This is a genomic window from Paenibacillus sp. FSL R5-0928 (assembly GCF_037970385.1).
Classification (GTDB): domain Bacteria; phylum Bacillota; class Bacilli; order Paenibacillales; family Paenibacillaceae; genus Paenibacillus_AQ; species Paenibacillus_AQ odorifer.
In genome coordinates this window covers 5844956-5869829 of record NZ_CP150225.1, presented here as the reverse complement: position 1 = coordinate 5869829, position 24874 = coordinate 5844956, and the positions used below count along the sequence as shown (strand labels likewise).

The window sequence follows — 24874 nt, the reverse complement described above, 5'->3', positions numbered from 1 at the left end:
ATATAAGATTAGTTTGTTGTTACTGGTACTTTTAGGAGTCTCCCTAGTGTGGTGGAATCAATCACGAGGGTTTGATAATTCAGCGATGGATGGCATCCCCGTTTATGCGGATGTTGATGAAAGCTCTATTTTAGAAAGCGATAGTGTGAATTCAAAACTCGAAGCCTCTTACTTAAGCTATTACGAGGAAAAACAGCAGGATGGAGCAAAGGACTCATCGGATTTTACGCTTGCTATTCCTTCGGGGGATTATAAGGCCATTAGTTCTGAAGGTACAGAGGTAATGACGGATCTTGGTGGAAAACCCGGCAAGGTACTAGCGCTTAAAGCAGAGGATAGCTGGGTGGAATATAAATTTACGGTTCCGGCAGATGGGTTGTATCAGATGGGGATGGAGTATTATGCCCTTCCTGGTAAACGATCCTCGATCATTCGAAGCGTAAAGATTGATGGGGAGTATTTATTCTCTCAAGTAAAAAAAATGGAATTCCAGCGGATGTGGAAGGAAAGTGCAGAGCCATGGCTGGACAATCAAGGGAATGAATTTAATCCCAAGCGGGAAGAGGTAACAGGCTGGCAATATCGGGAGTTTCGAGATGCCGAGGCCAGAACTGCGGATCCCTTTCGCTTTTATCTGACCAAAGGGGAGCATACGGTGAAGCTGGAAGCCATCCGGGAACCGGCTGCACTTAGTGAACTGAGAATATTTTCTCCAGAACCGCTCCCGACTTATGCGGAAGTGAAGCAGGAGTATGAGAATAAGGGTTACAAGCCTGTTCAGAATCAAGTGATTAAAATTCAGGCAGAAGAATCCTCCCTTCGTTCAGATCCAACGCTGAAGCGGATCGAGGACCGGGAGCCACTCACCGAACCTTTTAACAAAGATGCTATTGTGCTTAATAGTTTTGGGGGTGTCGGGTGGCGTACGGGTGGACAATGGGCGGAATGGGATTTCGAGATTCCTGAGTCAGGGCTCTACAATATCGCAATTCGTTACGGCCAGTGGTTCCTAAACGGGATACCGGTGGAACGCCGGATTATGATTGATGGCGAGGTACCGTTCCAAGAGCTGAATGCCTTGAAATTCCCTTACAAAGCGGAATGGCAAGTAAACAAGCTGGGGAATGAGGACGGAGAATACTTCTTTTATCTCGAACAAGGCAAGCATACGTTGCGGATGGAGGTTCAAGTATCGGGTGTAGGCGGAATGATTGAAGCTGTGCTGAACACTACACATAAAATGTCTCTTTTGGGACGTGAAATCACGCAGGTAACGGGAACGAACCCCGATCCAAACGGGGATTGGCAGCTGGAGCAGAACATTCCTAATCTTGTGCCACGTTTACATTTGATGGCGCGGACGTTGGATGATGCCGTGCAGGATATGTATGCTTTTGGCGTTGCTGATGGAAGCTCTGAGCTGAGTACGCTTTATGAAGCACGTGACCGGTTCCTGGAAATGGCGAAGGATACCTCAAGTATTCCAGGTCGTCTTCAGCAATTTACGGATCTGCAGTCATCGCTGGGCTTATGGGTCAACGGATTAATGAAGCAGAGTATTGTAATGGACTATATTGAAGTGAAGTCGGAAGATCAGCCATGGCCTAAAGACGCGGCTCCTTGGTATACCCGTGTAGGGACGATGACGTATGACTTCTTTAGTTCTTTTACAAAGGATTACAGCGGCATAGGAAATACGTACAAAAATGAAAAGGTGCTGGATGTCTGGATCTCTCGTGGACGTGATTGGGCGGAGATCATTAAGCAAATGGTGGATGAGGACTTTACACCAAACACGGGCATCAAGGTGAACGTCAATATTATTCCTACGCTTGCAGCGGATCAGAAGCAGATTCTGTTATTAGCCAATACTGCCGGACTTGCTCCCGATGTGGCACTGGGGGTTGAGGGTGAAGTGCCGATTGACTTCGCGGTGCGGAATTCACTCGTGAATCTGAATGAATTCTCAGATTATCAAGAGGTTGCTGAACGTTTCAGAGCGGGTGCACTGATTCCTTATAAGTATGATAACGGAGATTTTGCCTTACCTGAGAATCAGAACTTCACGATGCTCTTTTACCGGAAAGATATTATGGCACAGCTGGGCATTAGCGAGAAGGATATTCCGGATACGTGGCAAGAGGTTATGGAACTGATTCCTGTGCTGCAACAAAACGGGATGGACTTCTATTATCCACATGCCCCGAACAATCCAAGTCTAGCAATTAATGAGTTTGCGCCGTTCTTATTCCAGTATGGCGGGGATTTCTATAAGAATAATGGGATGTTGTCTGATCTGGATTCACCAGAAGCACTGACAGCTATGAAAATGTGGACGGGACTCTTTACGAACTACAAGCTGCAGAAACAAGCGGATTTCTATAACCGTTTCCGTTCTGGAGAGATGCCAATCGGCGTTGCTGATTATTCCACATACATTCTGTTATCTACAGCCGCACCTGAATTGACAGGCTGGTGGGGCATGAAACCAATGCCGGGTATTGAACAAGCAGATGGACAGATTAACCGTTCTACAGGCGGGCTTGCACAGACAGGAATTATTTTTAAGGATACGGATATGAAAGAAGAATCTTGGGAGTTCCTGAAATGGTGGACCAGTGCGGATGCACAGGAGAACTTCGGCTCAGAGCTTGAGTCTTTGCTGGGTGTTGAAGCTCGTTGGAATACAGCCAATGTTGAAGCACTCAAACGTCTGCCGTGGCAGCAAGATGATATCGACGCCATTATGGAACAGTGGGAGTGGTTTAAAGAGCGCGAAGTGGTGCTTGGAGGATATTACACGACCCGGCATATCGCCAACATCTGGAATGAAATTGTGCTCAACGGTAAATTCCCGCGGGAGGCGATGGAGCAAGGTGTGCGTGAAATCAATAAAGAGCTTAGTAAGAAACGCGAAGAGTTCGGAATTGAAACTTCCCAGACTTCAAGCGCCAAAGAGGAAGGAGGTCAGAAATGAGTAGTGAAATAATTACACCGGCACAGAACGAAGCCGTACAGATGCAGCCGACGAAAACTCCCGGGAAATGGACTCAGCTTTGGTTAGATATCAAGAAAAATAAAGTTTCCTATTATTTCTTGGCCCCTTTCCTGATTCTGTTCACCGTTTTTACTATTGTTCCTATTATCATGTCCGTCGTTCTAAGCTTCAGCTATTACAACATTATTGAGACACCGAGATTCATTGGCTTCTCTAACTATAAGCTGTTGTTTGTAGACGATGATATCTTTCTTAAAGCTGTTGGGATTACGCTGAAATTTGCCATTATTACAGGTCCGATAGGTTATATTATGGCCTTCTTGCTGGCCTGGCTGATTAGCCAGATTCCGCAGAAGTTCCGTTTTTTCTATACCTTATGCTACTATGTGCCATCGATTACAAGTGCAGTAGCGATGTCCGTGGTTTGGTTGTATTTGTTCGCCGGCGACCGCAAGGGGTTGCTTAATCACTGGCTCATTCAGCTGGGGATTATCAATGAACCTTATTTATTTCTGCAAAATGTGGATTCCATTGTACCCGTTATCATCATAGTTTCCTTATGGATGAGTATGGGGGTAGGTTTCCTTGCTTTTCTGGCCGGACTTCAAAATGTACCGACAGATTTATATGAAGCTGGCTCAATTGATGGGGTCAAGTACCGCTGGCAGGAGCTTTGGTACATTACGATTCCATGCGTCAAACCGCAGCTGTTATTCGGTGCGGTGATGCAGGTGGTCGGTTCGCTTACCGTATTTGACGTCAGTATGCGGCTTGTTGGATTTCCGAGTCCCCTTTATGCAGGCCATACTATTATGGCGCATCTGTTCGACTACGCATTTATCCGCTTTGAGATGGGATATGCGTCAGCGATTGCTGTATTACTGTTCGCTTTGATGCTTGGGCTCAACCGTCTCATCTTCAAAGTGCTGGGGAGGGATTAGGATGCACAAAATAAATTTACGGCGTATTGACTATGGCGGCATCTTTTTATATCTGTTCTTAACGGTGTTTGGCCTAATTATGCTGCTGCCACTTGTCTATATGGCAGTGACTGCTTTAAAACCAACAAGCGAACTATTCCTGTTCCCACCGCGGTTTTTCGTAGTGAATCCGACGTTGGTGAACTTTCGTGATTTGTTGTTAATTACCGGAACCTCGGCGGTGCCGTTCTCACGGTTTATTTTCAATAGCGTGGTCGTTACATCGGGGATTGTGGTCGGGGGTGTCTTAATTTCAGCAATGGCGGCTTATCCGCTTGCCAAGCACAATATGCCATTTAAAAGCGCTATCTTTAGTATGATTGTGGCGGCGCTGATGTTCTCACCCTTAGTATTGCAAATACCGCAATATCTGCTGATTAGCCGCAGCGGATTAATGAATTCGTATTTTGCAATGATCTTACCTTATCTGGCTGCACCCATGGGAATGTTTCTTATGACCCAGTTCCTGCGGCAGCTTCCAGACGCTTTATTAGAGGCGGCCCGCATAGACGGGGCTTCAGAATGGAAGGTATTCTGGGTGGTTGTGATGCCAATGCTTAAGCCGGCGATTTCGACTTTTGCTTTATTTAGCTTCATTTCTGCTTGGAATGATCCGTATCCTTCAATGGTCTATACGACTGTTCAGGAAATGAAGACATTGCCGCTCGCCATCCAAACTATCAGTGGTGGAGCCGGAGTCGTTGCTAGGGTAGGCACTTTGGCAGCAGCAAGCTTCTTGATGATTCTCCCGACTATTCTTGTCTTTATATTAACGCAGCGGATGGTGCTTCAGACAATGGCCCATTCGGGGCTGAAGGAATAGGGGGAGTCATGATGATAGGACGTAATATGAAAAAAATGCTGCTAACAGGGCTACTGGTGACGCTGACACTGCCAGTGCTGCTGCTTCCAGGGCAGGCGCTAGCTGGTGAAGCCCCATATGAGGGGTATACGTGGAATCAGTCCGGCAATGAGGTCCGCTCGATTAATGGTTATCTCTACGATTCTTCTATCGATCCAACAGGAACAGATACGGGGTCCTTCAAAAATCCGGAATCTCTCTTTATTAGTGATGACGATTCACTCTACGTAGTAGACACGGGCAATAGCCGTATTGTTCATATGGATAAGGACGGTCGTCTGCTAAATCTGATCGGCGATACGGAAGGCAGCGGCAAGCTGCAAGAGCCGAAGGGTGTATTCGTGAAAGAGGATGGAACGGTATATGTAGCAGATACAAAAAACGCGCGTATTGCTATTTTTGATAAAAATGGCAAGTTCGTAAAAGAGTTTCTAAAGCCTGATAGCCCATTACTGGGTGCTAATTTCTCTTATTCACCTTCTAAATTAGTCGTAGATAAGCGTGATTATATGTATGTGGTGAGCGATGGTAACACGCAGGGTTTGCTGCAAATTGACTCAGGCGGTAAGTTCAAGGGGTTCTATGGGGCAAACCATGTAGGTTTCTCATGGACACGTCTCTTAATTAAGCTGGTGGCTACTAAAGAGCAGCAGAACCAGCTGGCGACCGTTAAACCTTCTGAGTTCTCGAACGTGGATCTGGATGAAGAAGGGTTTATCTACAGCACAACCTTGGGCGAAGAGTACAACCAGATCAAACGGTTATCTCCGGTAGGCGTAGATACGCTGAACATTGGTAAACGCTGGTACGGTGATTATTACTCTGAGGGTCCATTCAGTATGGCTTCCTTTATGGGGATCAGTATTGATAAGAACGGATTTATAACTGCGCTGGATTTGCAGTCCAGTAAAGTCTTCCAATATGACAAGCTGGGGAATTTGTTATTCAGCTTTGGCGGGATTGGGGATCAGAATGGACTCTTCGTGACTCCTTCCGCCGTAGATCAAACCGCTGATGGCCTGATCTATGTAGTGGATAAAGGACGGGGCAGAATCGATCGCTTCCGGACCACGCCGTTTGCGGATTTGGTTCATCAGGCATCTTTGCTATATGTAGATGGCAGCTATGACGAAGCGCAATCCTTATGGCAAGAGGTACTGCGGCTGAATGCTAATTATGATATGGCTTATCAGGCTATCGGCAAAGCTCTTTATAAAGCAGAGCAATATAAAGAATCTATGAGCTATTTCAAGCTTTCAAATTTCAAAGCTGACTATTCATCCGCTTTCCGCGAATATCGTAAATTGTTTATCCGGGAGCACTTTACTTATTTCTTTGCCGGCGGAATCGGGCTGTTCTTAGTACTGCTCTGGAGTGCGCCGAGATTATACCGGAAATTCCATGCCTGGCTGTATAGAGGAAACAAGGCAGTATTGGATCCGGCAAAGGGGGAGATTGGATGAACACTTTGCGAATGATTCATCAGGTTGTAGTTCATCCTTATCAGTTCTATAACGATATTCAAGGAAAGCAGCGTATCCGCTGGATACAGGGGATTGCCATCGTTCTACTGACCTTTGTGGTACGAATGATCTCGATTCTGATTACAGGGTATGCTTTTCAAACTAGAGAGCCGCATGAAATCTCCATGTTTCATGAGTTTATTTGGCTTATCGTTCCTTGGTTGACCTGGTGTGTCTCGAACTGGGGTGTCAGTACGATTATGGATGGTGAGGGGAAATTCAAAGAGATTTTTGTGGGCAGTGCCTTTGCCCTTGTTCCATACATGCTCTTTATCCTTCCAGTCACACTGTTAACGTTGGTCCTTTCGCTGGATGAGGCTTCAACCTTCAATCTGCTGCACAAGTTTGTGATTCTTTGGGTGGCTTGGTTGATTTTAATGAAGGTGAAGATCCTGCATGATTTTGAGATTCGCAAGGTTATTTTTATCACCATAATCAGTGTAATAGGAATCGCCATTATCTGGTTCGTAGGTATTTTGCTGTTTGGTATTTCCAATCAATTTGTTTCATTTATTGTCGATCTGCTCAAAGAGTTGAGATTGCGCGCGTAAGGAGGGAAAGGTAACACGATGAGAAAAAAAGTTAAAGTGCGGGGCATTCTCTGTATTGTTGTGATGATGCTGTTCGCAGTGATAAATGTTCAACCCCTACACAGTTCCGCCGATCCGTCCACCGCTGCGCAGTCTGTTCAGACTGAAGAAAGCAAAGAGGTTGGGCAAGAGCAAACATCGGTGGTAACTGAACCAACTGAAGAACAGACCCCAGCCGTGCAAGAAAAGGAGACTGTGGTTCCTGCAGAAGAGCAGACCCCAGCCGTCTTAGCAGCACCTGTTCAGAAGGTTGAGCTGCAGCCGGTCACGCCTGGAACAAAAGCATTGGAGAACGAACGCTATATTTTATATGTAGATGAGAAATCGGGAAATCTTCGCATCACAGACAAAATCACAAACAAGGAGTGGCTTGGATCTCCACAGCTGGAGCGAACAGCCATGCCAAATATTAAGAAATACACGACCGCGCCGATTTATGCAAGATACACACAGGGGGCTGACATTACACAGGTCTACCCACTTAAAGATGAGGACTCCACGGTTACCGTAACGATTGAGCAAGATGTCGTCCGCGCGGAGTTTGCTTTTATTAGCCTGAAGCTTTCTTTTGCTCTGGAGTACAGACTGACGGCTAATGGATTTGAGGTTTCCATTCCACAGGAGTATTTGAAGGAAGAGGGGAATGCGAAATTCACGAGTCTGGAGGTTCTGCCATTTTTTCATGCGGCTAGAGAAGATGCAGAGGGGGCAATGATGCTTCCAGATGGTTCAGGGGCATTGCTGGAGTTTCGTAAAGAACATCCCGTTTATTTGAAAGGTTATTCTGAGTACATTTACGGCGGGGACGAAACCTTCGTGAAACAAAATCATGAAATTACGGATAACTCTTGGCAAAAGGCGGCACCTCTTAAAAAAGCTATCGCTTTGCCAGTGTTTGGGATCTATCAGGGAGACACAGGATATTTAGCAATTGTTACTAAGGGAGATACCGACGCTAAAATAAACGGTGTTCCATCAGGCATTCGCGCTATTTCGCTTTATAGAGCATCAAGTGAATTTACCCTGCGCAAGGATGATGTTATTTTTGTCGGCAATTCCGGCCAAATTCCTTATTATCAGGGTGAGATGATCAAAACCGATCGTAGCGTACGTTATGTTCTGCTCCAAGGCGAGGAAGCCAACTACGTTGGGATGGCGAAGGAATACCGTAATTACTTAATGGAAGAGAAAAAGGTCAAGGAAGTAGTTCTTGAGAAAACGCCATTGTATCTTCAAGTGCTCGGTGGGATTTCTCGTGATGAAGTCATCGGTTCAACTTTTATAGAAGCAGCTACGTTTAAACAAATCAAGGACATGATTGATCAATATCAGGCAGAGGGTGTTACTCAGCTAGAGATTACGATCGAGGGATGGTCCAAAAATGGTTTATACGGAAACCAGCCAGAACAATTTCCGGTTGAAAAGAAGCTGGGAGGTAAAAAGGGACTTAAAGAGCTTCAGGAATATGCCGCAGGCAAGGGCGTAAATCTTTATTTGAAAGCTAACTACGTGAAACCTTACCAAGATAGCAACAGCGTGAAGGCAAGCAGAGATGCTGTGCGCGGCATTAATCGTGAAGTCTTGAAGCAGTACGTTTATTATCTCTCTACCCGGTGGAATACGGATGATTATTTCTATTTAATGAAACCTAGTGTTATCGCAAAACGCAGTAATGCTGAGCTGAGCAAGTTCCAGGATTTGGGTGTGAAGGGTGTACAGTTTGAACACTTTGGAAGCTTGCTATACTCCGATGAGGATAATAAATCCAATACGGACCGCCAGCTTACAGAAGATACTTATGTTAATGCATTGGATAACTTCCGTAAGGGTGAGCTTAACACGGCAGTAGATTATGGTTTTGCCTATACATTAGGACATGTGAACCGGATTGATCAAGTGCCGCTCGACTCCAGTCAATTTGTCTATACAGATCGGGCGATTCCTTTCTATCAACTAGTGTTACACGGCTTAGTGCCTTATACAGCAAGCCCGGTTAATCTGTACGATGATTCCCGTAACCAAACCTTACGGGCGCTGGAATATGGAGCCCTTCCAAGTTATGAATTAACTTATGCTCCGACTAGCGATCTTCAGAGAACCATGGCAGACCGGCTGTTCAGTTCTAGTCTTGAGAACTGGCTGGCACCTTCTGTACAGAATTATCTCGCATTGAAAGAGGTCTATGACAGCATTAGTAACCAGCAAATGACGAATCATGAGCAGCTGCAAAGTAAGGTCTTTCGGACGACTTATGCAAACGGTGTGAGCATTATAGTCAACTATAATGAGCAGTCTGTTGACGTGTCTGGTCAGACCGTCGAGGCATTCAGCTATGCGGTAACAGGAGGATGATGAAGTGAAAAAATCAAAGCTATCGATGCGAGCGCGTTATTTCGTTGAAGGATATTCCTTCATCGGCCTGTGGCTGGTCGGATTTCTGGTGTTTATGGCTGTTCCGCTGGGCCGTTCCTTGTATTATTCCTTTCAGGATCTCCAAGTGAGCAAAGGTGGCTTACTGGCCACTTTTGTTGGGATGGAGCATTATCGCGCCGCTTTTACTACAGATGTTAATTTCTTGCCTCTGCTCAAATCGACGATGGTGTCGACGGTGACTCAGGTTCCGTTAATTCTTATCTTTTCGCTCTTTTGTGCGATTCTGCTAAATCGCGGACTCGTAGGAAAAACCTTTTTTCGTGGCGTGTTCTTTTTGCCGGTCATCATTGCTTCAGGGGCGATCCTGGGCAAATTGATGGATCAGGGTGCCGCAAATTTACCGATTTTTTATAATCAGGATTTATATGATAAGCTCCATAACTTTATCCCCGGCGACATTTTGAAGTCGTTGCTGAAATATGCAGAATCTTTAACGCTGGTGATGTGGGATTCTGGCGTGCAAATTCTGATTTTTCTAGCGGGGTTACAGACGATTTCTGTTTCACTGTATGAAGCGGCCAAATGTGATGGAGCAACCGCGTGGGAAAGCTTTTGGAAAATCACCTTCCCGATGATTATGCCGATGATGCTCGTAAACACATTGTTTAGTATCGTCAGCTCATTCACGAAGGCAGATAATCAAATCATGAGTCATATTTTGAATGTCGTCTTTAAGAATAATGATTTTGGATATGGCTCAGCGATGGGTTGGATTTATTTTGTGTTTATTTTCTTGGTTCTGGGTTTGGTCTTCCTGTTATTCAGCAAGTCGCTCGGTGCCACCGAAGGGAGGAAGTAGAAGATGTTGAAGGAATCCGTAAAGCAGGTTCGGACAACGAACATGGAACATCTGACAACTCGTCTAAAAGCAAGCGGCAAGCTGGACAGGGTCGTGAAACGTTCGCTTCAGGTGCTGAATATCGCTTTTTATTACTTGGTTATTCTCAGCTTAACGTTCGTATTCCTATATCCCTTGTTATACATGGTATCCAAATCCATGATGCAAGTAACAGACGTGGCCGATGCCACAGTGCAATGGCTTCCGAAAAAGATTAGTTTTGGCAACTATTTTCTGGCATGGGATTCGCTTAAATTCTGGGCCGGGTTCGCAAATAGTGCGATTATTTCCTTCGGGAGTGCGGTTCTGCAAATCTTAAGCTGTTCCTTAATCGGTTATGGCTTTGCCAGATACCGTTTCCCAGGCTACGCAGTATGTTTCGTTCTGCTGTTGTTTACTTTTCTAGTTCCACCGCAGACGATTGTTGTGCCACTGTATTTGTTCTTTAGTGACTTGGGGTGGATTAATACACATTTGCCGTTTGTGGTTCCCTCTATGTTTGGGCACGGGTTGAAGGGGGCATTATTCGTACTGATCTTTATTCAGTTCTACCGCGGAATGCCTAAAGTGTTGGAGGAAGCAGCACGTATCGACGGTGCGGGCGCATTCAGAACGTACTGGAAAATCATGTTTCCTATCGCCAAGCCGGCAATGCTGATCGTATTCTTGTTCTCTGTGGTATGGCACTGGAATGACAGCTTTGAACCGAATACGTATTTAACAACACCGGATTTCTATAATCTGTCGCAGCGATTAGCGATGTTTTATGGTTCCAATAATCAGGCAGCGGAGACGATGTCGCAAATGACTTCGGGTTCTATTGGGATGGCCCCAACTGGACTGAATCAGGTTATGGCGGCGTGTATTCTAACCATTCTGCCAATTCTGATTCTGTATTTGTTCGTACAGCGTCATTTCGTAGAAAGTGTGGAACGCTCCGGTATTGCCGGGGAATAAGAACAAAGCTCTAGTCAGAAAAAACCAGCAAGCCTCCCGTATGTGGGGGCTTGCTGGTTTTATTTTAGGCAAAGGGGCTTCAAATTAGTATATCAATTCGGTTAAGATGGATAAGTATTCGATAAACTGTATTAGAAATACACATCCAAACCAAGGGAGTCAGACGATGAATAAACGCACATCGGGATTTGAGCACAGTACAGCATCCATTGCTGAGAAGAAAGTTACTTGGCTGGAGCTATTTTATGATCTGCTTTTTGTAGCAGCAGTTTCAAAAGCGAGCCATGTCCTATTGCATGTAGAGGCGGGTACAATCCCACTTGAATACTTATCCAAATTTATCTTGATATTTGTTCCGATCTGGTGGGCTTGGGTAGGGCAATCTCTTTTTGTGAATCGGTTTGGGCAAGACATCTTTTCACATCGGATATTCTTGATTCTACAATTATTTTTTGTATTAATAATGACGGCGAGTTTATCGGTTAACTTTGATCAATATTATATGCCATTCTTAATAGGTTATGTTGGTTTAAGAGCTATGACAGCCATTCAATATCTTACGGTAAATAAGAATGAAGAGGATGATAGAAAGGGCACTGCCCGGTATCTGGGAAGCAGATTTTGGATTGGATTAGTGATCTCTTCTTTATCACTTTTCTTTGACTCTTGGATGCGTTATGTAGTTTTGTATGCGGGAATTACTGTAGACATTTTGCTTCCATTAGTCGGTCGGAAATACTTGGTGAAAAGTCCGATCAATACTCATCATTTATTAGAACGCTTCTCGTTGTTTACGCTTATTCTGCTTGGGGAATCAGTGGTCAGTATCCTTGCGGTTTTACAGTCTAGCCACTGGACGTGGCAATCTATTGTATTTGCATTATTAACTTTTCTATTAATTATAGCTATGTGGTGGCAATATTTTGATAATGTTGAAAAGAAAGTGGACAAGACTATAGAGACTGCCGGGCAAACCATAATTTATGGGCATTTATTTATTTATGTATCCTTGAGTATGATTGCAGCTTCGATCCAACTGTTATTTTTAGATCAATTAAATTATATATTTATGGTGTGTTTTATTTTTGGATCGGTCCTGCTTTACTTCTTCTCTACCTCACTGGTCTTCCATAAATATAGACGTATACAGCAACGGTTAGGGATATTCCATTTGGCGTTATTATTAGGTTTACTTGGTGTTTTTTTCGCAGTAGATTTGTTGTTCCTTATACCTAATTACCTGATCATTGGTGAAATGATGTTATTTTTTGTGGTATATGCAAAATTAACGACGTAAGCTTGTTGTGCCGAAGCTGAATAAGAAAACAAGAAGGAAGCCGATCCATGTGATCGGCTTCCTTCTTGTTTTAGATCCCATGAAATATAATCTATCTAGTTACGTTCGAACGGGGAGGCTTATTTCATAATATGTATAAGATTGTATTTTTTGATGTGGACGGTACTCTAGTAAGTGAAATTGATAGAAGCATCCCGCTTAGCACGATAGAAGCAATTGAGAAGTTGATAGAGAGAGGAATTAATGTCGTAGTTGCAACAGGGAGACCGCATAACTTATGTGAAGAGTTCAAGTCTATGGGCATTGATACCTTTATTTCTGCTAACGGTGCGCTTATCAAATGTAAGGATAACGTTATCTATAAATCAATGCTTTCAACAGAAACCGTGCGGGAACTCTCGGCTTTTGCTGAGTTGAACGGACATGGCATGTCCTATTTAACCGAACTTATAACCATGAACGGAATGGGTTCCGAGGATGAGCGCGTTATGAAGGCATTAAAGGAGACTTTGAGTCTTACACAATATCCCGAAAAAATGAGCGCTCTGCCAGAGGAGGTTTACTGTATATGCTTGTATGCGGACGAAAATGAAGCGCAAAAATTCCAAGATAGATTTCCTGAATTACGGTTCGAACGTTTTCACGGATACGTTATGAATGTGCTTGAAGAAACAAAAGTTTCTAAATCAATTGCGATTAAACAAGTGCTGGATTATCTGAATATTTGCAAGTCGGAAGCTATCGCGTTTGGTGATGGTGGAAATGATATCGACATGTTGGAGTATGTGGGATTGGGCATTGCGATGGGAAATGGTGTGGAACAGTTAAAACAAAAAGCCGATTTTGTTACAAAAAAAGCAAGTGAAGGCGGGATAGCCTACGCATTAAAGAATTTTGGTGTCATTTAAGCATGCAGCAAACGAGTTGAAGAAAAATTAATAGCAATCATTTGTACAAATCTAACAGCGACAGCCCAAGACTTTATCAGTCTATGGCTGTGGCTGCTTTATGGATTGTGTGGTATCCACACATAGAACTGCATGTGATTCCTGGTTCTTACTGCCCTAGAAGAGCAGGTACAATAAACCGGCCGAAAACATTTGCAGGAGAGCCTTTTTTGTACTTATCCGCGGTGATAACGGCAACCAGCTCGTAAGCAGGAACTACAATAATATGCTGACCTTTGAAGCCGAGTGCAAAATAATAAGGGATCTCGTTCGGCTGCTGTTCTGAACCTGCATTGAACTGGGATACCCACCAATGCCAGCCGTAGAATCCTTTTTGCGGATGATTGGCTTCAACGTAAGGGCGAGTGGATTGCTGAATTGTATCCGAAAAAAGGATCTGCTGATTCTTCCAGCGTCCCTCCTGTAAATAAAGTAAGCCGAATTTCAGCATATCCTCTGGCTTCAGATGAAGTCCGAACCCACCGGTATGTATGCCTTGCGGATCGCTCTCCCAGTGATAGCTTTGAATACCAAGCGGTTGAAACAGCTGGTCTTCGGCAAATTCTGCAACCGCTTGTCCAGAACAATCACGCAGGATTGCGGACAAAAGCTGGGAGGAGCCTGAGTTATAGGTCATCACGGTTCCTGGTGTATGAGCTAATGGCTGTGCAAGCACGTATTTTATCCAGTCCGCGGTTTTAGTCATGGCCGGAAAAGAATTCTGCCCACCGAACTCTGTCCAGTTAAAGCCTCCGGTCATCGTTAATAAGTGTTCGATAGTGATCTCTCTTTTACGTGGGTCACGATCTTCTTTTAATGAAGGAAAAAATAAAGAAATAGGTGTGTCTGGAGGTGGAATGATTAGTTTATCTATGGCTATGCAAACTAAGGCTGAAAGTACGCTTTTGGTGCACGAGTTGATTTTGCCAAGCTCTGCAGCGATTTGTGGATCACGGTAATGCTCCAGTATGGTTTCTCCATGTTGAACGATTAGACAACTGCGAATGTCTAGGCTAGTAATACCGTCAATAAGCGGCTGAAGGTTCCAGTCAGTAATGTCGGTGACCCCCTTTCTAGATGAATTATAGCTGCAACTGTTTACCATTATAGCTCACATCACCAAAATGTCGTAATTTCCTGTCGTTAAATAATTATGGAAAATACAAGAAAATATCTGTATAATAATATGAATCACGTGTTAGAGGAGGATGAATTCTTTTGAAAAGCAATAGTACTCTTTTTGTTCATCAAACGGCTAAAACGGTATTGATCACTTCAGTTGCACTCGCGTTACTCTTACCCCCTGGCTTAGCCGCAGCCGATTCTATATCTGTTAGCAGCAACACTTCCGTAACGCAGGTTAGTACGCAATCAGCGGCTCCAGCTACGACTACGAACTCTGAGGCTGATCCTACAAAAGTGAAATTCACGCAGGAGCAAGCCATTGCAAAGTTAAAAGAACTATTCCCATCCCTAAAAGATGCAACTGTAAACAATGTTCAACTGGGATCTAACCAAAGCTACCCAGCACCAGCAAATCAAATGATCTGGCATATTCAGTGGCAGGTTCAAGAAGGGAATATGGGATATGGTTTTAGCAGTGAGGTAGACGCCATTAATGGTGATATCATCAATACCTATCTCTCATTCTCGCAGGAAAAGAACGAGTCCTATTATCCACCGAAAGTATCGCAGACTCAGGCATTGGAGATCGCCAAGACTTTTGTGGCTAAGGCAGCCTCATCAGTTAAGAGCAGTGAGCTGCAATTAAATGAGAATGTCGGTTATAGTTATTTTTCGGAATCATTATTCGGTCCTGTTCAATATGGGTATAACTTCAGTATTCTGAAGAATGGTATTCCTTCTGGATCGGACAGCATTAACATAGTTGTGGATGGTAACGGAAATGTAACGCAATTCTCTAAGTCTTCTCAAGGGCTTGAGTACCCGTCTGCACAGCCCAAGATTACCTTGGAGCAAGCACAGAAGCAATTTGCGGAACAGTTTGATGTGGGCCTATTTTACATTCCTATTTATAAGAACGGAAAACCTAACAACTGGATTCTAGGTTGGCGTCCAATAGATCAGTCTCTATATCCTATCGATGCATTAACGGGCAAGCGGATAGATTATGAAGGAAACGAATCCGTATCCACCTCAGTCGTGTATTCAGAAGTAGCGAAGAGTAAGGATGTTTTTCAGGCAAGAAGTTCTAGTACAGAGCTTTCTGCAAAAGAAGCAGCACAGCTTGTAGAGAAGGTTGCTTATATTCCAGCAGATCGTAAATTGATCTCGCAAACCTTGAGAAATGACTATCAGGATTCAGATCGAAAAATCTGGCAGCTATACTGGGGCAGTAATGGAAATGATCGTTACGTTGGTGCTGGCTTTCCAGAACAATCCTCTGCCGAGATCGATGCAAAGACCGGTGAAGTATTGCAGTACCAGGTTCAAGCTTATGGTGCTATTCAGGATAAGAAGAAGGAAGAGCCGGCACCTGCTGGAGGTAAGAAGCTTAGTGAGGCTGAAGCGAAGGTGAAAGCGCTTAGTATAATTAATAGTCTATATCCTCAGGCGAGCCAGAAGCTAAAGCTGGTAGAATACGGGGATAATTTGAGTTTGACTTCAGACGGATCAGGATATGGATATCAGTTTATTAGATATCATCAAGGAATTCCTGTGAGTGGCAGCACCATTACGGTAAGCTTGGATCTTTACGGCAGACTGACTTCTTACATGGGGAATCGGATAAGCAGTATCGATGAAATCACATTATCGCCTGATGCAACAATTTCCAAGAAAGAAGCGCTCGAAAGTTATAAACCTAAATATCAGACTAAGCTGAAGTATACTCAGGTTGGTGGATACAATACTTATAGAAACTATGTCGCACCGAAGGTGAAGCTGGTATATGATACAACCTTTGATGAATCTAACGGATTGAATCAGGTTTTGGATGCAGTCACTGGAAAATGGATTGCGGTCTATGATTATCTCGGTCAGCAGGATGCTCAACTATCTGCAACGGATATCAAAGGCCATACAGCAGAGCGGGAATTATCAGAATTGGTAAACCACCATGTGATTACACCGGATGCCGATGGCAAAGTGAACCCGGATCAAGAAATAACTGTCGGTGATTGGTTAACCTATCTTGCCAAAGCTTCTAGCCCAAATTTCACCAATTATTATAATAATAATGAACGGAAAACTGTAGCAGGCGTGAAGCCAGAGAATTCATATTATGACGCTGTTATTTTTGCAGCAGATCGTAAATGGATCAATAAGGATGAAAGCCTGCAAGTAGAGAGTAAGTTAACCCGGGAACAGCTTGCTGTTCATCTGGCTAATTTCTTGAAATACAATAAACTTACAGCTTATCTTGATAAAGATGTGACTGTAAGTCAGTTTAGTGATAGCTCAGCTATAAACAATAAGGGGGCGGTGGCTCTTGTTGTGAAATTGGGACTCTTAAAGGATGACAACGGCAAGTTTAATCCGCAGCAGAATGTAACAAAAGCGCTGGCGGCTTCGGTGATCATGAAGCTAGTGGAGCTGCAAGGAAAGACTGATCAGATCATAGGTCAATAAGTGTTAAAAAGACAGCCAGGCAGCGATTCTCCGACGATTGGAGAAGCGCTGCCTGGTTTTTTAGTTTGCAGCGCGGCGGAGTGACTGAAGCATCTCTATCTGGCAGATGCAGTTTTCGGTCTCCACCCAGCATTTTTTTTGTGCGCCGATTCTTGCTGGAATCCGGAAAATAACTGTATTCTATACAGCTATTTCTTGTGCAAAAGGTGAATGTGAATCTTTAATTGCATTCTCTGCAACTAAAAACTAGAGAATTCACCTATCGGCGAGAAAAGCAAGAATATAAGTGTACGAAATACACTTATATCCTTTGTCCGAGTGATTTGATGCATTATAAGTGTACTAAATACAATTAAACGCGTAATGCCGCGTAATTCAATGCTTAATTTAATCCTCAGCGCGATCCACAACGCAATTCTCAGCGCAATCCTCCTACACTATGCACCGCCGGCTCATTATAGGTAATCTTGATGGCTAAGATTCTTAAGGGATAGCATAAGGATCAGCCTCTTTTTGTGTAATTAATTACCAATACATAGACACTTACAATCTCACAGTATTATGATAATCAGAGTGATCCTAAAGCGGAGCTTTGTTAGGCGAACATGAATAGGTAAAGAAAAGATACCGAATGTAAACGGTTCACACTCGCTGTGTTAACGCTTTCTTCTTACAATTAGGATATAGAAAATAAGGGAGGTTCAATAGATGAAAAGTAAGATTAAAGGCTTGCCTTTAATGGCATCGGCCATTGTTTTATCATTAGTTTTCAGTGGTTGCTCCAGCAATAATAGTGGAGACAGTAGTAGTTCCGCAGAGGGAAACACTAGTGCGCAAACGGAAATGGAAGGCGGTCCTTTAACCAAATATGATCCGCCGATCAAACTTCGCTCCACGATGAACGAAACAGGCAAAGAGACGTTGGCGCAGGGCGATACACATTCCAATAACATCTGGACCAGAGGATACGAGGAAGAACTTGGGATTAAAGTGTCCTATGACTGGATTGTGGCTGATGCCAACTATAACGATAAAATGAACGTTACCTTGGCGAGCGGCGATTTGCCTGATTTGTTAAAGGTGTCCACGGTGCAATTCGAGCAGCTTTATGAAGCTGGCATGTTGGAGGATTTGACCGGGGTGTTTGATAAATATGCTTCGGATCTTGTCAAAGAATATTACGCTGAAGAAGACGGAGCAGGACTAAAGCCGGTTACGAAAGATGGAAAACTGATGGCGATGGTAAGCTTCCCGGGTTCGCTGGATTCCTCTGATATGATATGGATTCGAAAAGACTGGATGGACAAGCTGGGTCTGGCAGAACCAACATCCATGCAGGATATTATTAAGATTGCAGAAGACTTTACATTTAAAGATCCAGACGGAAATGGCAAACAGGACACTTACGGCATTTCGTTGAACAAGGACTTGCCAATCAATGCGTTTCTTCTCGGGTACCATGCCTACCTGGAAACTTGGATCAAAAATGCCGATGGCGAGGTTGTGAATGGTACGATTCAACCGGAGGTAAAAGCTGGACTTGCGGAGCTGCAAAGATTGTATAAAGAAGGAGTCATTGATCCAGAGTTTGGGGTAAAAGACTTTGCCAAAGCGATGGAGGATGTGAATGCTGGTAAATCCGGTATGTTATTTTTGCCGCAATGGGCCCCTTTCCAAGTAAAGGACATGATTAAAAAAGATCAAAATGTTAACTGGGTGCCTTATCCAGTACAATCTATTGATGACCAACCTGCCAAAACCCAAAACCATCTTACAATTGGTGGCGTATTCGCGGTCCGTAAGGGCTACGAGCATCCGGAGGCATTGATCAAGCTGCTTAACTTCCAAGCAGAGAAAATGTTTGGGGAGTCCGCTAAAACAGAACGGGCAAAATATTTGAACGGGGACACAGGTCTGGGCTTCCAAAACGCGGTTGTATCCAACCTGCCACCGAACAAAAATGTAAAGGCACAGGATGAAGTGGAAAAAGCCCTTGAATCGGGGGATACCTCAAACATGGGCCTTGAAGCTAAATTATTCTATGATGATATTCAAAGCTACCGCGGCGGAGATCTTGATAAATGGCATATGGAACGGATCTTTGGGCCGCTTAGCTCACAATCGGTTATCAAACACTACCGCGACAATGACTTGGTGTTGATGAACGAGTTCATTTATGCCCCAACTAAAACGATGAACAGCAAAGCGGCTACCTTGGATAAACTGCGTGCAGAGACCTTCGTCAAAATCATTTACGGAAGTCTTCCTATCGATGAATTCGACAAATTCGTAGCCAACTGGAAAAAGCTCGGTGGAGATCAAATTACGAAAGAAGTAAATGATATCGTAAAAGCTAACTAGTAAAAACGACGCAGAAGAGGACTGCCCCTAGTCATGATAATGACAAACGGGCAGTTCTTTTTTTGGCTGAGCAGCTATTCGGTTCGATAACCAGGTCAACAAAAGATACTTAAAGTCAATACGCTACACTATTAAGGCAATTTGGGGCTGCTCTATAATTGAGATACAAGGAGGAGAAAGCATATGCACTTTAATACTAAGCAATTTCTACGTAATATTCCGCTCCATTTAATGATTTTACCTGCCTTAATAGTAATCATTATTTTCAGTTATATTCCGATGGCTGGCCTTGTAATTGCCTTCCAGAATTTTTCCCCGATTTCAGGGTTTAAGAATATGAACTGGACAGGGCTCGAAAACTTTCGTTATTTGTTTGAGCTTCCCGGTTTTGGACAGGTCGTATGGAATACTGTATTTATCTCCGTCATGAAAATTATTGCTGGCCTGACCGTGCCAGTTATAGCGGCTTTATTGCTTAATGAGGTTCGTGTAAACGGCTTCAAACGTTCAATTCAGACGATTATTTATATGCCGCACTTTTTCTCATGGGTTATCTTGGGCGGGATTATCGTAGATGTACTGTCTCCGAGCAGCGGGATTGTCAACATGCTTTTAAAAGCACTAGGCATGCAGCCTATTCAATTTCTAGCCGACAATAGCTGGTTCCCATACGTACTAGTGATCACAGATCAATGGAAGGAGTTTGGATTCGGGACGATCATTTATTTGGCGGCTTTAACCAGCATTGACTCCTCTCTTTATGAAGCTGCTGTAATCGATGGTGCCGGAAGATGGAAGCAGACCTGGCATATTACGCTTCCGGGCATTCGCCCGATTATGATCCTGATGCTTACACTCAGTCTTGGCAACGTCCTGAACGGGGGATTTGACCAAGTGTTCAACCTGTACAATCCGCTAGTGTATGAATCAGGCGATATTTTGGACACGATGATTTACCGAATTGGTCTTCAGGATGCTCAATACTCTGTATCGACCGCACTAGGATTGATAAAATCGGTAGTTTCCTTCGTATTTATCGGGCTGGGTTATTATCTGGCGTATCGTTTTGCTAAATATCGGATTTTTTAGAGAGAAAGGAGTGGACTAAATGCACCATACTTCAACTGCTTATCGTTGGTTTCTCCGCTGCAATTATGTATTTCTGACTTTGCTCGCAGTGCTTTGTCTTTTTCCGATCGTGAACATTCTGGCGATCTCCTTTAGCTCCAGCGCAGCTGTTAACGCGGGTAGCGTAACCTTCTGGCCTGTGGATTTCACACTTTCTTCCTATAAATATATCCTTCAGAACAACCAGTTCATTCACTCCTTCGGAACTAGTCTGCTCCGGGTAGTGCTTGGCGTATCCGTTAACCTGTTGTTTACGATTCTAGTAGCTTATCCATTGTCTAAAGAGGCAAAGTCCTTCCGCTCACGGACCGTGTATGCCTGGGTTTTTGTGTTCACGATGCTCTTCAGTGGGGGTCTGATTCCTGGCTATTTAATTGTAAAAGAAATGGGGCTGCTGGATAGCATCTGGGCGCTTGTTATACCGGGCGCGGTGCCGATCTTTAATGTTCTGCTTATGCTCAATTTCTTCAGAGGTTTGCCAAAAGAATTGGAGGAAGCCGCATGGATGGATGGCGCAGGACACTTACGTACGTTATGGAGTGTGTATCTGCCGGTATCTATGCCAAGTATTGCGACCATTACGTTGTTCGCTTTGGTGGGGCACTGGAATGCATGGTTCGATGGTATGATTTATATGAGAAGCCCGGAACATTATCCGCTGGCCACCTATTTACAATCCATACTTCAGCAGGTATCGATCCAGACTGAAAATATTACTTTTGAACAAGCTGCGTTATTAAATCAAATCTCAGACCGTACAACGCAAGCCTCCCAGATCTTCTTGTCTATCATTCCGATCCTGGCGATTTATCCGTTCCTGCAAAGATATTTTGTGCATGGACTAGTCGTGGGTAGTGTAAAGGGTTAAACTGGACTGGACCTAAATATAAGAAGGAGCCTGAACATGGCTCCTTCTTTATTATTATTCGATAGAAGAGGGGGAAAATTCCAATGAAATCATTCTCCATCGGGTGGAACCCCGATTCCATTGTGATCAAGCTGATCGGAGCTTTCCTATTGGTCATGCTTCCACTCTGTGCGCTGAGTATATCTATTACCTACTATAGCTCCAACCAAATGCAAGCTGAAGTGGAGAGGGCGAACGAATCGAAGGTTCATTTTTACTATAGCCATCTTGAATTTGAGCTGCAACGGATAACGGGCTTAGTCACGGAGTACTCTCAGGATGAAACGCTGGCTACCTTCAGTACCCGTATTCCAATTATGAGCCGGTACGAAGTGGATTCTAATCTGAACAATATATACACCAAGCTAAAACAAATCAAAGAAACCAGTCCTTATATTAGTGATGTTGTGTATTATGTACCAGAAATTAATAAGCGGGTTAGCGCTGTGGTGGGGGTTAGGGATGTCACCAATGAGGAATGGCAAAGTCTGCTGGCCACTATGGGCAATCTTAAGGGCGCTTTATCTAAATACGAAGACGAGTTGTATTTACTGCGCAGTAATCCCTATAACCTGGATCGCAATCTTTCACCTAATTTTTTGCTGGGAGTGAAGCTTTCCTCGCCTGAGCTTGAGTTGCGTTTGAAAGAATTTGCTGTATCAGGGGGGAGCGATATTACGTTGGCCTTCGGCAATAACGATTATGTGATATCAACTTCTGACCAGAAGCCCAGGTTGTTCCCCATAGAGAAACCACTAAATAGTGAAGAGACTGTAAGTGTGCAGCGGTATCGTTATGATGACTCTTTTTATTATTCGCTCTACGATCACAGCAATAACTTTAGGCTGACCGCAAATATTCCCAACACGGTGCTCATGAAGCCGATTCATGTGTACTCATTGCTGCTGTGGCTGTTGTTCGTTGTCTCGATAGTGATCATTATCTTGTTCTCTTTATGGACGTACAGGATGATTCATCGACCGATGTCTATTCTTATCAGAGGGTTTAAGAAAGCGGAGCAGGGGCAGACGGGGATCTTTATTACTCACTCCCGCAGGGATGAGTTTGGGTATCTATATTCTCGTTTCAATGAGATGCTTAAGCATTTAAATACACTAATTGATGAGAACTACGTGCAGCGTATCCGGACAGGGGAAGCGGAGCTTAAACATTTACAATCGCAGATCACACCTCATTTTCTCTACAACAGTCTATTTAGCATAAAACAGATGGCTGAGGTGGAAAATGTAGAGCTGATCAAGGAGTTCTCTGATTATTTAGGGCAATATTTTCGGTACATGACCCGGGATTCCGCCCAGGAGGTTACTTTGCGGCAAGAGCAGGAGCATGCTTTGGTCTATCTGGCTATACAACGGATTCGTTTTGGCGCGAGAATTAGAGCTGAAGTAGATGAGATTGCAGCGGATTGCCGGGACATCAAAGTCCCACGGGTCCTCCTGCAGCCCATTATTGAAAATGTATTCGAGCATGGGCTTAAGCAAAAAAGCAGCAATGGCCTATTAAAAATGAGTTATGAAAAAGTTGAGCATACGCTGACTATTATAATAGAAGATAACGGTGACTCGCTTAGTGAGGACAAGTTAAATCTCTTGCAGCGCCAGTTCTCCGAGCAGAATGCTATTCAGGGGGAAATCACGGGTTTATTAAATGTGAATCAGAGATTGAGGATCAAATTTGGTTCTCCTTATGGCTTGCAGGCAGAGAGAAGTTGTTTGGGCGGGCTTTGTGTAAGAGTCAATTTACCGCTTAAAGGGGATGTGCAGGATGCAACGAATGATGATAGTTGATGATGAGCCTAATATTTTGGATGGGTTGTACGAATTTTTTGTAAAGGCAGATTTTAAAGATTTGGAGATCATAAAGGTTCATTCAGCGGATCATGCCATAGATTGGCTTAATACCGTAAAAATAGATATTGTGCTTAGTGACATCTGTATGCCAGGAATGGATGGGATGGCGTTAATTCAGGAAATTGTCGACCGCTGGCCGCGTTGTAAAGTAATTCTGCTGACAGGACATAATGAATTCGATTTTGCCCATCAGGCGATCCGAAATCCATGTGTAGTTGACTATTTATTGAAGACAGAGGGGATGGATAAAATTCGTGCCGCTGTGGAGCTGACTTTGGAGAAAATATCTTCAGAAGAGGATTATTTCTATAAAAGCCAATGGCTTCGCGATAAGCTCCCGCGTGCTCTGCCCCAGTTACAGCAGCAATTATTACACGATATTCTAAGACGCACTGAACGGATAGACCGGCAGAGCTTACAGGTTGAATTTGACGCCATTCAGCTCCCGTTCAAAGCGGATGGACCCGTCCTGCCTATTATTCTGCGAATGGAGGCTTGGCGAAATTATGAAACCGCTTCAGACCGGAGCTTAATTCGTTATGCGGTAGCCAATATTGCGGAGGAGCTGCTCAGCGACAAAGTTGAAGTTAAGGCTGTGGATCTGGACCCGGGGACGATAGCTTGTTTTGTTCAGCCTAAAAGTGAAAGTGTATCCTCAATCAAGGAAGAAGAGCTCTGGTTAAAAACGCTCCGTTTCGTCCATGGAACCATGGAATCCGTTCAGCAAGCCTGTGGCAAATGTCTGCAACTATCTGTGTCTATTATCGCCAGTGATCAGGAAGTGCATTGGCATGAGCTGAACTATGCCTTGAACCGTTTACGATTAGCCATTTTTGATAGCCCCGGACTTGGGATGGAAAAGCTGCTGAGGATAAATACCAAGGAAGTGAGCCCAAGTCCAGGTTCTATGCATAATCGAAATGCAACAGCAGAACTACTGCTCGACTATTTAAAACAACGGCTGCTTGAAGGTGATCTCGATTGGGGCACATCTTTTCGCAAATGGGTGGAGCTCTCGGGGGAAGGTGGGCCGGAGGATCCTTTTTTGAGATTAAGATTAATGTCTGGGATCAGTAACACCCTGCTGCAGACTTTACAAGAGTTAGGTTTAACGGAAAAAGCCCATAGCGGTATGAATTTATCACGTATGTTATATTTTAATATCAATACACACTGGTCGGACGTCATCTCTTTTTATCACACGTTTTTTGAATGGATTATCTCGAACAGAAGCGCTACCTATAAACATGATGAATCGAATATCCTGTCCATGATCCACCAATATATTAAATCCCATCTGGCCGATGATTTGTCCTTAACCCGGATTGCGCAGGAAGTCTCACTTAATCCGTCCTATCTGTCACGCTGGTATAAAAGAACGACAGGGAAGGGGATTTCTGATTATATTCTGGAGAAAAAAGTGGAGCTGAGTAAGGAGCTGTTGCTTGGAACTGCTCTAAAAATGCACGAGATCTCCGGCCAGCTCGGGTTTAGTGATCAGCACTATTTTTTTCGATTCTTCAAAAAAACCGTTGGCTGTACGCCGCAGGAATATCGAGAGCAAAAACGAGGATAAATAACAATACCCCGA

17 protein-coding genes are annotated in these 24874 nt (G+C 43.9%); 16 read left to right on the top strand and 1 reads right to left on the bottom strand.

The genetic code is table 11. The features are described from left to right. Positions 1–46: 46 nt before the first annotated feature. The 10 genes from MKZ16_RS26500 (at position 47) to MKZ16_RS26455 (ending at position 13386) form a co-directional block, all read left to right on the top strand. Complete coding sequence (locus MKZ16_RS26500; protein ID WP_076103671.1) at positions 47–2977, top strand: extracellular solute-binding protein; 2931 nt, start codon at positions 47–49, stop codon at positions 2975–2977. Beyond that, on the top strand, positions 2974–3939 hold the full coding sequence (locus MKZ16_RS26495; protein ID WP_052097291.1) for a sugar ABC transporter permease: 966 nt from the start codon (positions 2974–2976) through the stop codon (positions 3937–3939). Before MKZ16_RS26500 ends, MKZ16_RS26495 begins: the two co-directional genes overlap by 4 nt. A 1-nt stretch (position 3940) precedes the next feature. Beyond that, the gene (locus MKZ16_RS26490; RefSeq protein ID WP_036679629.1) at positions 3941–4801 is read left to right on the top strand and encodes a carbohydrate ABC transporter permease; all 861 of its coding nucleotides are present in this window, start codon (positions 3941–3943) and stop codon (positions 4799–4801) included. A gap of 8 nt (positions 4802–4809) precedes the next feature. Next, a complete protein-coding gene (locus tag MKZ16_RS26485) occupies positions 4810–6303 on the top strand; it encodes an NHL repeat-containing protein (RefSeq protein ID WP_143758971.1) in 1494 nt (497 codons plus the stop codon). Continuing rightward, positions 6300–6914 carry a YIP1 family protein gene (locus tag MKZ16_RS26480; protein WP_076103668.1) on the top strand — a complete coding sequence of 205 codons (615 nt, stop codon included), beginning with the start codon at positions 6300–6302 and terminating at the stop codon, positions 6912–6914. Before MKZ16_RS26485 ends, MKZ16_RS26480 begins: the two co-directional genes overlap by 4 nt. An 18-nt stretch (positions 6915–6932) precedes the next feature. Then, on the top strand, positions 6933–9305 hold the full coding sequence (locus MKZ16_RS26475) for a DUF5696 domain-containing protein (protein WP_076103667.1): 2373 nt from the start codon (positions 6933–6935) through the stop codon (positions 9303–9305). A gap of 4 nt (positions 9306–9309) precedes the next feature. After that, positions 9310–10185 (top strand): sugar ABC transporter permease, encoded by an 876-nt coding sequence (locus tag MKZ16_RS26470; protein ID WP_081382489.1) that lies wholly within the window; start codon positions 9310–9312, stop codon positions 10183–10185. A 3-nt stretch (positions 10186–10188) separates the two neighbouring features. Then, positions 10189–11181 (top strand): carbohydrate ABC transporter permease, encoded by a 993-nt coding sequence (locus MKZ16_RS26465; RefSeq protein ID WP_051491074.1) that lies wholly within the window; start codon positions 10189–10191, stop codon positions 11179–11181. Between the two features lie 208 nt (positions 11182–11389). Further along, entirely contained in the window at positions 11390–12478 is a 1089-nt protein-coding gene (locus MKZ16_RS26460) for a low temperature requirement protein A (RefSeq protein ID WP_038574808.1), read from the top strand. 131 nt (positions 12479–12609) lie between these two features. Further along, on the top strand, positions 12610–13386 hold the full coding sequence (locus tag MKZ16_RS26455) for a Cof-type HAD-IIB family hydrolase (protein WP_076103665.1): 777 nt from the start codon (positions 12610–12612) through the stop codon (positions 13384–13386). Between the two features lie 148 nt (positions 13387–13534). Here the strand turns inward: MKZ16_RS26455 and MKZ16_RS26450 are convergent, their stop codons facing one another. Then, positions 13535–14530: a serine hydrolase gene (locus tag MKZ16_RS26450; protein WP_081393314.1), complete on the bottom strand. Its 996-nt coding sequence runs from the start codon at positions 14528–14530 to the stop codon at positions 13535–13537. A gap of 113 nt (positions 14531–14643) precedes the next feature. On the opposite strand from MKZ16_RS26450, the gene MKZ16_RS26445 reads away from it, so the two are divergent. The 6 genes from MKZ16_RS26445 to MKZ16_RS26420 all read left to right on the top strand — a co-directional run bounded on the left by MKZ16_RS26445 (position 14644) and on the right by MKZ16_RS26420 (position 24859). Beyond that, positions 14644–17016 (top strand): YcdB/YcdC domain-containing protein, encoded by a 2373-nt coding sequence (locus MKZ16_RS26445; RefSeq protein WP_076103663.1) that lies wholly within the window; start codon positions 14644–14646, stop codon positions 17014–17016. 708 nt (positions 17017–17724) lie between these two features. Then, positions 17725–19377: an extracellular solute-binding protein gene (locus MKZ16_RS26440; protein WP_076099479.1), complete on the top strand. Its 1653-nt coding sequence runs from the start codon at positions 17725–17727 to the stop codon at positions 19375–19377. A gap of 183 nt (positions 19378–19560) precedes the next feature. Then, on the top strand, positions 19561–20466 hold the full coding sequence (locus MKZ16_RS26435) for an ABC transporter permease subunit (protein WP_036679607.1): 906 nt from the start codon (positions 19561–19563) through the stop codon (positions 20464–20466). A gap of 19 nt (positions 20467–20485) precedes the next feature. Further along, positions 20486–21373: a carbohydrate ABC transporter permease gene (locus tag MKZ16_RS26430; RefSeq protein WP_076099478.1), complete on the top strand. Its 888-nt coding sequence runs from the start codon at positions 20486–20488 to the stop codon at positions 21371–21373. Between the two features lie 83 nt (positions 21374–21456). Continuing rightward, positions 21457–23220 (top strand): histidine kinase, encoded by a 1764-nt coding sequence (locus MKZ16_RS26425; RefSeq protein WP_076099477.1) that lies wholly within the window; start codon positions 21457–21459, stop codon positions 23218–23220. Then, a complete protein-coding gene (locus tag MKZ16_RS26420; protein WP_339814934.1) occupies positions 23207–24859 on the top strand; it encodes a response regulator in 1653 nt (550 codons plus the stop codon). The genes MKZ16_RS26425 and MKZ16_RS26420 overlap by 14 nt, the downstream gene beginning before the upstream one ends. Positions 24860–24874 lie beyond the last annotated feature (15 nt).

What these genes read in the sequence shown, in the direction of transcription:
- MKZ16_RS26495 (WP_052097291.1), top strand. Translation starts at nt 2,974, where the DNA reads ATGAGTAGTGAAATAATTACACCGGCACAGAACGAAGCCGTACAGATG.
- MKZ16_RS26490 (WP_036679629.1), top strand. Translation starts at nt 3,941, where the DNA reads ATGCACAAAATAAATTTACGGCGTATTGACTATGGCGGCATCTTTTTA.
- MKZ16_RS26485 (WP_143758971.1), top strand. Translation starts at nt 4,810, where the DNA reads ATGATGATAGGACGTAATATGAAAAAAATGCTGCTAACAGGGCTACTG.
- MKZ16_RS26480 (WP_076103668.1), top strand. Translation starts at nt 6,300, where the DNA reads ATGAACACTTTGCGAATGATTCATCAGGTTGTAGTTCATCCTTATCAG.
- MKZ16_RS26475 (WP_076103667.1), top strand. Translation starts at nt 6,933, where the DNA reads ATGAGAAAAAAAGTTAAAGTGCGGGGCATTCTCTGTATTGTTGTGATG.
- MKZ16_RS26465 (WP_051491074.1), top strand. Translation starts at nt 10,189, where the DNA reads ATGTTGAAGGAATCCGTAAAGCAGGTTCGGACAACGAACATGGAACAT.
- MKZ16_RS26455 (WP_076103665.1), top strand. Translation starts at nt 12,610, where the DNA reads ATGTATAAGATTGTATTTTTTGATGTGGACGGTACTCTAGTAAGTGAA.
- MKZ16_RS26450 (WP_081393314.1), bottom strand. Translation starts at nt 14,530, where the DNA reads ATGGTAAACAGTTGCAGCTATAATTCATCTAGAAAGGGGGTCACCGAC.
- MKZ16_RS26440 (WP_076099479.1), top strand. Translation starts at nt 17,725, where the DNA reads ATGAAAAGTAAGATTAAAGGCTTGCCTTTAATGGCATCGGCCATTGTT.
- MKZ16_RS26435 (WP_036679607.1), top strand. Translation starts at nt 19,561, where the DNA reads ATGCACTTTAATACTAAGCAATTTCTACGTAATATTCCGCTCCATTTA.
- MKZ16_RS26430 (WP_076099478.1), top strand. Translation starts at nt 20,486, where the DNA reads ATGCACCATACTTCAACTGCTTATCGTTGGTTTCTCCGCTGCAATTAT.
- MKZ16_RS26425 (WP_076099477.1), top strand. Translation starts at nt 21,457, where the DNA reads ATGAAATCATTCTCCATCGGGTGGAACCCCGATTCCATTGTGATCAAG.
- MKZ16_RS26420 (WP_339814934.1), top strand. Translation starts at nt 23,207, where the DNA reads ATGATGATAGTTGATGATGAGCCTAATATTTTGGATGGGTTGTACGAA.